Source organism: Rhodanobacter ginsengiterrae (genome assembly GCF_050026815.1).
GTDB lineage: Bacteria > Pseudomonadota > Gammaproteobacteria > Xanthomonadales > Rhodanobacteraceae > Rhodanobacter > Rhodanobacter ginsengiterrae.
The window spans coordinates 46,887-58,730 of sequence record NZ_JALBWO010000052.1 but is presented as its reverse complement, the minus strand read 5'-3'; the positions used below and the strand labels follow the sequence as shown (position 1 = coordinate 58,730).

9 protein-coding genes are annotated in these 11,844 nt (G+C 67.1%); 5 read left to right on the top strand and 4 right to left on the bottom strand.

Annotation, left to right across the window (positions count from 1 at the left end; translation table 11 throughout):
* Positions 1-16 precede the first annotated feature (16 nt).
* From ACQGNJ_RS07950 to ACQGNJ_RS07940, 3 genes are read left to right on the top strand one after another with little or no spacing between them, the layout of a single operon-like run.
* Positions 17-670, top strand: coding sequence for a cupredoxin domain-containing protein (locus ACQGNJ_RS07950; protein ID WP_426688701.1), 654 nt, complete (start codon positions 17-19; stop codon positions 668-670).
* A 7-nt stretch (positions 671-677) separates the two neighbouring features.
* A complete protein-coding gene (locus ACQGNJ_RS07945; protein ID WP_426688700.1) occupies positions 678-3,035 on the top strand; it encodes a putative bifunctional diguanylate cyclase/phosphodiesterase in 2,358 nt (785 codons plus the stop codon).
* Positions 3,032-4,243, top strand: a complete 1,212-nt coding sequence (locus tag ACQGNJ_RS07940) for a hypothetical protein (protein ID WP_426688699.1) — start codon at positions 3,032-3,034, stop codon at positions 4,241-4,243. The genes ACQGNJ_RS07945 and ACQGNJ_RS07940 overlap by 4 nt, the downstream gene beginning before the upstream one ends.
* Here the strand turns inward: ACQGNJ_RS07940 and ACQGNJ_RS07935 are convergent.
* The 4 genes from ACQGNJ_RS07935 to ada are packed head-to-tail and all read right to left on the bottom strand — an operon-like array spanning position 4,237 to position 7,345.
* Positions 4,237-4,878, bottom strand: a complete 642-nt coding sequence (locus tag ACQGNJ_RS07935) for a DNA-3-methyladenine glycosylase family protein (protein ID WP_426688698.1) — start codon at positions 4,876-4,878, stop codon at positions 4,237-4,239. The genes ACQGNJ_RS07940 and ACQGNJ_RS07935 overlap by 7 nt on opposite strands.
* Before the next feature lie 9 nt (positions 4,879-4,887).
* Positions 4,888-5,544, bottom strand: coding sequence for a DNA oxidative demethylase AlkB (alkB, locus tag ACQGNJ_RS07930; protein ID WP_426688697.1), 657 nt, complete (start codon positions 5,542-5,544; stop codon positions 4,888-4,890).
* Positions 5,541-6,272, bottom strand: coding sequence for a 2OG-Fe(II) oxygenase (locus tag ACQGNJ_RS07925; RefSeq protein WP_426688696.1), 732 nt, complete (start codon positions 6,270-6,272; stop codon positions 5,541-5,543). The genes alkB and ACQGNJ_RS07925 overlap by 4 nt, the downstream gene beginning before the upstream one ends.
* Positions 6,269-7,345: a bifunctional DNA-binding transcriptional regulator/O6-methylguanine-DNA methyltransferase Ada gene (gene ada / locus ACQGNJ_RS07920; RefSeq protein ID WP_426688695.1), complete on the bottom strand. Its 1,077-nt coding sequence runs from the start codon at positions 7,343-7,345 to the stop codon at positions 6,269-6,271. The genes ACQGNJ_RS07925 and ada overlap by 4 nt, the downstream gene beginning before the upstream one ends.
* 396 nt (positions 7,346-7,741) lie before the next feature.
* Here ada and ACQGNJ_RS07915 point away from each other — a divergent pair, with 396 nt between their 5' ends.
* Both ACQGNJ_RS07915 and ACQGNJ_RS07910 read left to right on the top strand, forming a co-directional pair.
* Positions 7,742-10,381, top strand: coding sequence for a beta-mannosidase (locus tag ACQGNJ_RS07915; protein WP_426688694.1), 2,640 nt, complete (start codon positions 7,742-7,744; stop codon positions 10,379-10,381).
* On the top strand, positions 10,381-11,817 hold the full coding sequence (locus ACQGNJ_RS07910) for a glycoside hydrolase family 125 protein (protein WP_426688847.1): 1,437 nt from the start codon (positions 10,381-10,383) through the stop codon (positions 11,815-11,817). Before ACQGNJ_RS07915 ends, ACQGNJ_RS07910 begins: the two co-directional genes overlap by 1 nt.
* Positions 11,818-11,844 lie beyond the last annotated feature (27 nt).

Sequence of the window (11,844 nt, the reverse complement as noted above, 5' to 3'; positions counted from 1 at the left end):
ATCGGGGGGATCGACAATGCGCTGCCTGTTCATGGTCGTCGCGCTGTTGCTGGGGAGCGCATGGTCCGCTTCCGCGGCGGAAGTCGTCGTGCATCTTGGCGATGGACGGGGCCATGCGGTGAACGACGCGGTGGTCATGCTGACACCGGATGCAGCAACCACCGGCACGCCCTCCGCAGTGCCACCGGCGACCTACATCATTGACCAGCGCGACGAGACCTTCATTCCTTACGTGCAGGTGCTGCGTCCCGGCGACAAGGTGGTGTTCCGCAACAGCGACCGCACGCGGCATCATGTTTACTCGTTCGCCGCCATCAAGACGTTCGAATTCGTGTTGCGTCCCGGCGAAAGCTCGCCCGCACTCAGCATGGATCAGGCGGGCGTGGCTGCCGTCGGCTGCAACATCCACGATCACATGGCCACCTATCTGTTCGTATCCGCGGTAGCGGCCATCGCGATGTCACGCGATGACGGCAGGGCGACGCTCGGCCATCTTGCTCCCGGCCACTACACCGCACACGTGTGGCACCCCCAGCTGCATCCGGGGCGTGCGGAGCCGAGCCAGCGCGTGACCATCGCGGGCAACAACGACACCGTGCAGCTGAACTTCACGCTGTCGCTGCTGCCGGACCCGCGCATGTTCATGGATCGCGAACACCTGGATTACTGAGCCGATCATGCCATCCATGGGCTTCCGCCTGCGCCTTGCGCTGTTCTTCGTCGCGACCCTGGTGACGGTGCAGCTGCTGACCGCAGGGCTGGTCTACGAGGTGACCCGGCGAGCGCTGGTGACCGAAGGCGAGCGTCAACTGACGGCCAATGCACAGGCGTTCGTGGCGCAGATGGACGACATCTCGGCGCGGATCGCCGGCAATGTCGAGGTGCTCTCGCTCGACTATGCACTGCGTTCGGCGATTGCCGAGCGCGATCGCGGCACGGTCTTGTCGGTATTGCGCAATCACGGTCGCCGGGTCGGTGCCTCGCGCATGCTGCTGATCGACCAGGACGGCACGGTCGAGGCGGATACCAGTGACGCGACAACCCCGCCCGCGCGCTTTCCGTTTCCGGATCTGGTAGACAGCGCGTATGACCGCCGCACGGCTGCGGTGGTCGCGCTGGATGGCAAGGCTTCATGGATGGTTGTGGTGCCCATCTACGCACCGCAGCCGGTCGGGCTGGTGGTGGTGAACGTGCCACTGGATGATGCGCTGCTGGCGCATATGCAACAGCTGTCCGCGTTGCCGCGGGATGTCGAGTTGGCGGCGCAGTCCACTCCGGGCCATTGGGCGGTGGTGGCACGTGGCGACCGCCACACCGGCCTGGTCGACAGCCTTATGGCTGGGCACCGGCAGCTGCCGTGGAAGCCGCTGCTGACCAAAGTCGACGGCAAGGAATACATGGTGCTCGCGCAGCGCCTGAAGCAGCCCAAGCAAGGCACGTCGGTGGTGGCGGTACTGGGTTATTCGCTGGACGACGCGCTGAGTCCGTTCCGTTCCGTGGCGATCGCGTGGGCGACGCTGCTGGGGCTGGGCCTGGGCGTGGGTCTGCTTGGTGCCTGGATTGCCGCGCGCAGCGTATCGCGTCCGGTCGAAGCGCTCGCCGCGGCGGCGCGACGCATCGAAGCCGGTGACTACCGCGCCCCGGCCAGCATGCAACGGCGCGACGAGATCGGTCAGCTGGCCAGTGCCTTCGGCACCATGGCCGAGGCGGTGCGCCAGCGCGAGTTGCACATCCGCCATCAGGCGATGCACGACAGCGTGACCGATCTGCCCAACCGCGAAGCTGCCGAGGCCGCGGTCGAGCAGCATCTTGCTGGCGACGATACGGCTGAGGGCGCCTTGCTGATGGTCGGGCTGACTCGCGTGCCGGAGATCATCAAGACGATGGGGCACGCGTTGTGCGATCGCCTGATGCTTGACGCCAGCGTACGTATCCGGCGGGTCGCGGCCGCCGCCTACCTCGCACGCACCAGCGACACGCAATTCATGCTGTGGCTGTCGCGGGCCGATCAGGCGGCGGCCATCGCGGCGGCGCTGCGCATACTCGACGTGCTCAACGAGCCCTATCAGGAAACCGATGTCAGCATCGACCGCTTGCCTTCGGTCGGCATCGCGATGGCGCCGGCCGACGGCGCGCAGGCAGGCACACTGCTGCGTCATGCCGAGGTGGCGCAGTTCGCTGCCAGCGGATCGGCCAGCGCGCTGAGCTTCTACGACGCAGCCACCGATCCGCACCGCCCCGAGCGACTGTCGCTGATGGGCGACCTGCGCGATGCGCTCGATGGCGATGGCCTGTTGCTGCATTACCAGCCCAAGCTCGACCTGGTCAGCCGGCGCGTCGATGGGGCCGAGGCATTGCTGCGCTGGAATCATCCCCGGCGTGGCTGGGTGCCACCGGATGCGTTCATCGGCATGGCCGAGGACACCGGCAATATCCAGCGGGTCACCCGCTGGGTGCTGGCCAGCGCGCTGGCACAGGCGCAGCAATGGATCGAACGGGGCCTGCCGCTGCGTATCGCGGTGAACCTGTCGACCCGCGACCTGGAGGATGCCGAGCTGCCCACGCGGATCAGCGGGCTGCTGGCGATTCATCGCGTGCCGGCTACGTGTCTCACGGTGGAAGTGACCGAGCGGGCGGTGATCGGCGAGCCGGATACCGCGGTGCGCATCCTGCGCCGGCTGGCCGAGCAGGGCGTCGGCATCGCGATCGACGATTTCGGCGTGGGGCAAGCCACCTTCGCCTACCTGCGGCACCTGCCGGTCAATGAATTGAAGATCGATCAGATGTTCGTGAAGCACCTGGCCACCGATCCGAATGACCAGATCATCGTGCGTTCGATCGTCGACCTCAGCCATCAGCTGGGTTATCGCGTCACCGCCGAAGGGGTGGAGGATCAGGGGGCGCTGGACTATCTGGCCTCGATCGGCTGCGATCACGCGCAGGGCTATTTCGTGTCCCGGGCGCTTGCCGCCGATGCCCTTGCCGCGTTTGCCAGCGGGCAGGGTGGACGCACCCCCGCCGGAGCGCGACCATGATGCGCCGTGCATGGCTGCTCTGTCTGTCGGCTTTCGCAGTGTGCCCGTCGTGGGTCCTCGCGCAGGACGTCGACTTGCATGCCTACATCGACGGTCGTCTGGTCGCGGCACCCGGCGAAACCAGCTGGACGCAAGGCGGCCTCGGCAAGACACGCTTCGGCGATGGCGGTACCGCCGCCCGGTTCGGTGGCGCCGGCGTGGTTGGCACGGCCCAGCTCACACCGGCCTTGCTGGCGCTGGCCGAGATCCAGTTCCAGACCACCGACCGTTCCAGCGTGAACGTGATCGAGGCGTACCTGCGCTACCGCCCGGTGTCGCTCTCGCGCTGGCGCTGGTCGGTGCAGGCCGGCGCCTTCATGCCGCCGGTCTCGCTGGAAAACGATGCGATCGGCTGGACCAGCCCCTGGACCCTCACGCCGTCGGCGATCAACAGCTGGGTTGGCGAGGAACTGCGCGCGGCGGGCGCCGAGGGTCGGCTCGAATGGCGCGGTGATGTCAGCACCTGGGAGCTGCGCAGCGCGCTGTTCCGGCGCAACGATCCGGCGGGCAACCTGCTGGCCGTGCGTGGCTGGTCGCTGAGCGATCTGACCTACGGTCTGGGAGGCCGGTTGCGCGAGCCCGACGCGACCCATGACGGACAGTCATCGGCACGCCGCTACGACCCGTTCCAGAACATCGGCAGCCGCAGTGGCTGGTACGCGAATCTGGAATGGCATGCGCCGGGACTTGGCCGGATCAACCTGATGCGCTACGACAATCGCGCAGACCCGGCAGCACATACCGACAGCGGCGTGTTTGCCTGGCACACCTGGTTCACGAGCATCGGCGGCAGCACCGACACCGGTCCGATTCGCTGGATCGCCCAGGCGATGGACGGCGCCACCGTGATCGAACCGGTGGATGGCCTGCGCTTCACCACCGGCTTCCGCTCGGCCTTCCTGTTGGCGGGCTGGAATCGCGGCAACTGGCGCCCGGCGCTGCGCATCGAACATTTCAGCACGGGCAATGGGCGCTTCGATGCCGGCCGTCGCCAGGGCGAACACGGCAACGCGGTCACCGCGGCGCTCAACTGGCGTCCACGCGCCTGGTTGCGGCTGACCGCCGAGGTGCTGCGGATCGACAGCGTGCGCACGCAGCGTGGGGATGCCGGGTTGCCACCGGCATCGATGGTCACCCAGGTGCAGTTGGGTATCCGCTTGCTCTATTGAGTGACAAGCTGCTGCGCAGCTTTCGCCCTGGCCGGCCGTGGAACCCGCCACAGGTACCAGGCCGCGGCGGTACGATGCGGGCTCCAGGCCTGGCCGACCACCGCCATCGCCTTGGCCGGGAGAGCCACCTCCAGCGATTTCAGCAAGCGATATCCCTCGCGCACGCCGAAATCGTCGGCCGGGAGGATATCGGGCCGATCCAGGCTGTAGATCAGGAACATCTCCACCGTCCAGCGGCCGATGCCTTTCAATGCACGGAGCCGGGTGATCAGCGCCTCATCCGGCAGCATCCGTGACGTGAGCAGATCCGGCACCACGCCGGCCAGCGTGGCCTCGGCGATGCCGTGAATCGTCTCGATCTTGCGCGCCGAGAAGCCGCAAGCGCGCAGCGCGTCGAAGCCGCTGTCGAGCAGTTGCTGCGGCGAGGGAAAGGCCGAATGCGGATAAAGCGCCAGCAACCGCGCCAGGATCGCGTCACCGGCTTTTACGTGCAGTTGCTGGTAGGCCACGGCCCGCACCAGCGCCTCGCAGGGCTCGCGGGCCGGCTTCGGTTCATGCGTGCAGGGCCCGACCCGGGCGACGAGGTGGGCCCAGTCGGCGTCGATGGCAGCAAGGAACGTGGCGGCATCCGCCATGCGCGTCATCTAGCCGGCCCGCCGAAAGGTGAGATTGATGCGGCAGTCGCCCAGCAGCGCATGATGATTCGGTTTCAGCGGCAACACGCCGTGGTAGCGCAGCCGCGCCGGCCCGCCCCAGACCACCACGTCGCCATGCGCCAACGGCACGCGCAGTGGGCGATCCGAGCGCTGCAGACCGCCGAACAGGAACGTCGCCGGGATGCCCAGCGAGACCGACACGATCGGCTGGCCCAGGTCGTGCTCGTCACGGTCCTGATGCAGGCTCAGCCGGGTGCCCGCCGCGTAGCGATTGACCAGGCAGGCATCCGGCACAAAGCCGGCGAAACCGGCTTGAGCTGCGGCCGCACCCGCCAACTGCAGGAAAACCGGGGGCATCGACGGCCATGGCTTGCCGCCGTCCGGATCGATCGCCTCGTAGCGGTAGCCGCGCCGATCGCTGACCCAGCCCAGTGGCCCGGCATTGGTCATCGCCACCGACATGCGCAAACCGCCGGGCGTGAGCAGATGGCGCAACGGCGCCTGCGCCACGATCGCATCGAGTGCCTGCAGCAACGCCACCTCGTGGTCCAGCGCAAATCCGCGCAGCACCATCGCGCCTTCGCACAGCGGCTCGTCCCGGCGGGCGGCTGCGGGCATTGCAGCGAACAGGTCGGTGGTGATCATGTGGCGTCGTGGAAGATGATGCCGAGCGTATGCCGGCGGCCGCTGCGCACACGGCTGACACCGTGGCGCATGTTCACCCGGTAGCTGCCGCGCGTGCCTTGCACCGGGCGCTGGTGCACCGCGAACACCACCGCGTCACCCTGATGCAAGGGCACCACTTCGACACGCGACTGCATGCGCGGGCGCTGCTCGGTCAGCACGAATTCGCCGCCGGCGAAATCGCGCCCCGGCGCGGCCAGCAGGACGGCCAATTGCAGCGGAAACACCTGCTCGCCGTACAGATCCTGGTGCAGGCAGTTGTAATCGCCCGCACCGTATTGCAGCAGCAGCGGCGTGGGGCGTTGCTGCCCGGCGGCGTGGCATCGCTCGATGAATTGGGCATGGCTGGAGGGATAGCGCAACTCGTGGTTCATCAACGCATTCCAGCGATTCGCGATCGGCACCAGATGCGGATAGACCGATTTGCGCAGCTCGGCCACCGCTGGCGGCAGCGGGTAATCGAAGTAGCGGTACTCGCCGCGGCCAAAGCCGTGACGGCCCATCACGACACGGCTGCGGAAACGCCCATCGTCCGCGTACAGAGCTGCCAGCGTGGCGCATTCCTGCGGCGACAGCAACGCTTCCAGCAGCGCGCAGCCTCGGGTTTCCAGCTCGTCCTCGATGCTGTGCCAGTCGAACATCTGCAGCCGCACGTCGAATTCGGCGGCGGCTTGCCGCTGCGCATTCATGCCTGCGCCTCGCGCTCCAGCAGCGCGCGCTTGCGCTGCACGCCCCAGCGATAGCCGGACAAGGCACCGTCGTTGCGCACCACCCGATGGCAGGGAATCGCCACCGCCAGCAGGTTGTTGGCGCAGGCGTGGGCGACCGCCCGCGCTGCGCGAGGTGCGCCGATGCGGGCGGCGATCTCGCTGTAGCTGGCCGTGCTGCCGGCCGGGATCTCGCGCAAGGCCTGCCATACGCGTTGCTGGAACGCGGTGCCGCGCACGTCCAGCGGCAGGTCCAGGCCGAGCGCCGGCGCCTCGATGAAACCCACGACTTGCGCCACCAGTTGCTCGTAGTCGCGGTCCCCGCCGATCAGATGGGCCCGGGGGAAACGGTCCTGCAGGTCGTGCGCCAGCACGTCCGGATCGTCGCCGAGCAGGATCGCGCACACCCCGCGCTGGCTCTGCGCCACCAGGATCGCGCCCAGCGAACATTCGCCGATGGCGAAACGGATCTCGCTGTCGGCACCGCCGGCACGGTAGCGCGAGGGGGTCATGCCCAATACCTGGTTGGCGGTTTCATAGAAGCGACTGCTGGCGTTGTAGCCGGCATCGAAGATCGCCGTGGTCACCGAGGTGCCGCGCTCCAGTTCATCGCGCACGCGGCGGCTGCGATGCGCGTTGGCGTATTGCTTGGGCGTCACGCCGGCGATGGCCTTGAAGACGCGGTGGAAATGGAACGGACTGAGCCCGCTGGGCTCGGCCAACTGTTCCAGTGCGGGGAGGGTTTCGGCCTGCTCGATCATGCGGCAGGCGGCGGTGACCATGACCGCGTGCTGCTCGGTCAGCGACGGCTGGTCGGGCTTGCAGCGCTTGCAAGGGCGAAAGCCGGCGCGTTCCGCGTCGGCCGCGGTGGCGTGGAATGCCACGTTCTCCGGCCGCGCCGGGCGGGCTCCGCAGGATGGCCGGCAATACACGCCGGTGGTCCGCACCGAATAGAAAAACTTGCCGTCGGCACGCGCGTCGCGCGCCTGCACCACGGCCCAGCGCGGGTCGGCCACGGTGGTGGCCAGTGCCGCCTGCTTGTCGGAAATCTTCATGGTTGTTCCTTCCGTCTGATTATCGCGCAAAGCGCAATCTACGGATCGGCGGCCCGGGCGACACTCCGGCTCTTGCGGTCGAATTCGCGTCGGCGCACCGGGCGGGTTCGCTTCTTTCGCATGGCTGAACGGCGGTCATGCCGGCCCTGGCTTGGCGGCGTGCCGCAAGCACCTGGGCGGTCATCAGGGATATCAAGTGTTTGCGCGGGATACCCGACGCACAGGGGAGACCGTGATTTACCGCAGACCCGATCACCTATACCTTCATGCGGTCACCACGCGGCGAATCCGCAGCGACTCCACGTTCTCATGGCCAGAGGCTTGCGCATGACGAAGCACGGGATGCGACCGGGCAGGGATGCTTTGCCCATCGCCGCAGTCTTCCTGCACAGGCTGATGGCCGTGCTGCTCCTGTGCGCCTGCGCATGCAGTGCCGGCATGGCCACCACCACGCAGACGCTCACAACGGGTTGGCGCTTTCGCCTCGCACCGGGGTCGTCCGCCGTGCGAGCGCATCCGCAAGCGTTGGCGTGGCGCAGCGCCCACGTGCCTGGCAGCGTGCAGACCGACCTGCTCGCCGCCGGGGCGATCGGCGAACCGTTCGATCGGGACAACGAAGCCCAACTGCAATGGATCGGCCTGGCGGACTGGCAGTATCAATTGCCGCTGACGGTCGATGCAGCGACGCTGCAGCACGATCACGTGGAACTGGTTTTCGATGGCCTGGATACCTTTGCCGATGTCTCGCTCAATGGCCGCGAGCTGCTGGCCGCCGACAACATGTTCCGGCGCTGGCGGCTGCCGGTGAAGGACCTGCTGCATGCCGGCAGCAATGCGCTGCTGGTCACGCTGCACTCGCCGATCACCCGGCTGCAGCCGTGGCTGCTGCGACAGCCCCATGCCTTGCCGGGCGAATTCGATTCCGCGTTCGGCGACGAGCCGAAAGGCCGGCAGACATCCAACTACGTGCGCAAGGCCAATTATCAGTACGGCTGGGACTGGGGTCCGCGTTACGTCACCGAGGGTATCTGGCAGCCGGTGCGTCTGGAAACCTGGGACGATCTGCGCCTGGCGGATTTCCATATCGCGCAGCAGCACGTCGATGCGGATGCCGCGCAGTTGCTGGCGCAGTTCGATATCCGGGCCGACCACGCCGACAAGGCCCGGCTGCAGCTGACGTGGAGCGCGCCCGACGGCATTCCTCACGGCACGACGCTGGAGAAATCGCTGGAGGCGGGCGACAACCATTTCGACCTGCCCGTGCGCATCGAACACCCGCAACGCTGGTGGCCGGTTGGCTACGGTGCGCCGAATCTGTATCACTTCCACGCCGATGTCGTCGTCGACGGAAAGATCGTCGCCAGCAGCGAGCGCGATACCGGGCTGCGCAGCGTGGAGCTGCGGCGGCAGCATGATCGCTGGGGCCGCAGCTTCGCCTTCGTGGTCAACGGTGTGCCGATCTTCGCCAAGGGCGCCAACCTGATTCCGTTCGACAGTTTTCCCGAGCGCGTCACCGAGGCGCGCATGCAGCAGATCCTGCAGTCCGCGCGCGACGCCAACATGAACATGCTGCGCGTGTGGGGCGGCGGCTACTACCAGAGCGATGCGTTCTACGCGATGGCCGATAAGTTCGGCCTGATGATCTGGCAGGACTTCATGTTCGGCGGCGCGGTGCCGCCGTATGACGACGCGTTCCGCGAGAACACGCGCATCGAGGCGAGCGGGCAGGTCATGCGCCTGCGCGACCATCCCAGCATCGTGTTGTGGTGTGGCAACAACGAAGTGCAGACGGGCTGGGAGTCCTGGCCGGATCGGAAGGCTTTCGCGCAGGCGGTCGGACCGGCCGAACGTGCACGCGTCGAGCGCGGCATGCGCACCCTGTTCGGCGAAACCTTGCGCGGTGTGGTGCAGCGCTACGCGCCGGACGTGCCGTACTGGGCAAGTTCGCCGAGCACGGATTTCGACGGACCCGCCAGCGTGCCGGACGATGGCGACATGCATGTGTGGGATGTCTGGGCCGGTTCCGCGCCGATCGAGGATTACCTGAAAACCACGCCGCGTTTCCAGTCCGAGTACGGCCTGCAGTCATTGCCGGCGCTGGCGACGATCCGGACCTTCGCCGCGCCGGCCGACCTGTCGGCGGATTCGCCGGTGCTGCGCGCACACCAGAAGTTCGACCGCGGCAACGGCAACCAGCGCCTGCTGTTCTATATCCGCAAGTACTACGGCGAGCCGAAGGATTTCGTCTCCTTCATCTACCTCAGCCAGGTGATGCAGGCCGAGGGCATCGAACTGGCCGCGGATCATCTGCGCAGCGCGCGACCGCAAAGCATGGGCTCGCTGTACTGGCAGCTCAACGACGTGTGGCCCGGTGCATCGTGGTCCAGCATCGATTATTTCGGACGCTGGAAGGCGCTGCAGTTCCACGCGCGCCGCTTCTATGCGCCGCTGCGGGTGGCGCCGATCCGCCGCGACGGGCGCACCGAGGTGTTTCTGGTTTCCGATCGAACCACTCCGCTGGATGCGCAGTTGCGCACGCGCGTGATGGACATGGATGGACAGCTGCTGCACCAGCACGTCGACAGGGTACTTGTGCCTGCGCTGGCCAGCAGCCGTGCTGCCGAGCTGACCGATGCGGCGCTGCTGCAGGGTGCCGATCCGCGACGCAGCTTCGCCGTGTTCGAACTGGTCGGGCAGGGCGGGCTGCTGTCGCGTCATCTGCTCTACTTCGGGCCTGCACTGACATTGCAGCTGCCCGATCCGGGGCTGCGCGCCGAGCTCGTCGACAGCGGCCACGGCATCATGCTGAAGGTACGTGCGGAGCGCCTGGCGCGTGAGGTCTGGATCGACTTCGGTTCGCTCGATGCGAAAGTCTCCGACAATGCGTTCGACCTGTTGCCCGGCGAGCATGTCGAATTGCCGGTTGCCGGCACGGCGGACATCGCCTCGTTGCGCCATGCACTGCACCTGCGGTCGCTGTTCGACGCCACCGTGCGCCACCACGCGGCAGCCACCCCGGAGGCCGTACGGCCATGATCATCTCGCGCCGCTCCGTGCTGAAGTTGATGGCCGGCACCGCCGGCAGCCTGCTGCTGGGCCGCGTGCCGATGGCATGGGCTGCATCGCGCTTCCGCAGTCATCGCCCGCCGATCGGGCAGCGCAGGTTCGTCAGTCCGGCCGTGGAAGCGCTGATCGCCCGCACCAAGGCGAAGATCGGCGACCCCGAACTGGCCTGGCTGTTCGAGAACTGCTACCCGAACACGCTGGACACCACGGTGCAGCTGGGAACTCTGCGCGGCAAGCCGGACACCTTCATCGTCACCGGCGATATCGACGCGATGTGGCTGCGTGATTCCTCCGCACAGGTGTGGCCGTACGTGTCGCTGGCGGCGCACGACGAATCACTGCGCCGGCTGTTTCGCGGGCTGATCCGGCGCCATGCGCTGTGCATCTCGATCGACCCGTACGCCAATGCGTTCCTGCCCGACCCGCAGGCGAAGACTCCACTGTCGTGGGCGCAACAGGACCTCACCGACATGCATGCAGGCGTGGCCGAGCGCAAATGGGAGATCGACTCGCTGTGCTATCCGGTCCGGCTGGCGCACGCCTACTGGCAGGCCACCGGCGACCGCCGGCCGTTCGACGACGACTGGCGCGCCGCGATGCGCACGGTATTGGCGACTTTCCGCGAACAGCAGCGCAAGCGTGGCCCCGGCCCGTACCACTTCCAGCGGCCGTCGGCCAACCCGACCGATACCCAGTTCCTCGGCGGCTACGGCAATCCGACCCGTGCCGTCGGGTTGATCCATGCGATGTTCCGTCCGTCGGACGATGCCTGCATCTATCCGTTGTCGGTCCCCGGCAACCTGTTCGCGGTGAGCTCGCTGCGAGAGCTGGCGGAACTGGCAACGGCGCTGCACGATGACCGCGCCTTCGCCACCGAGTGCAACGCACTGGCCGACGAGGTCGAGCGTGCACTGCAGGAGTTCGGTGTGATGCACGATGAGCACGGCAATGAGTTCTGGGCTTACGAAGTCGATGGCTACGGCAACCAGCTGTTCATGGACGACGCCAACGCTCCGGGGTTGTCGAGCCTGGCCTACCTCGGCTGTTGCCGCAGCGATGATGCGCGCTACCGGCGCAGTCGCAAGCTGGCCTGGAGCCCGCGCAACCCGTATTTCTTCCGCGGCAGCGCAGCGCAGGGCATCGGCGGCCCGCACGAGGGCTTGCGCATGATCTGGCCGATGTCGATCATCATGCGCGGGTTGACCAGTGACGACAGCGGCGAGATCCGCCAATGCCTGCACTGGCTGAAGACCACCCACGCCGGCACCGGCTTCATGCACGAGGCTTTCGATCAGGACGATCCGGCACACTTCACTCGCGCGTGGTTCGCCTGGGCCAACACCTTGTTCGGCGAACTGATCGTGCAACTGGCGGCGCAGCGACCGGAATTGCTGCGGCGTGCATGACGAATCACCCCGTACACGCAACGGAGA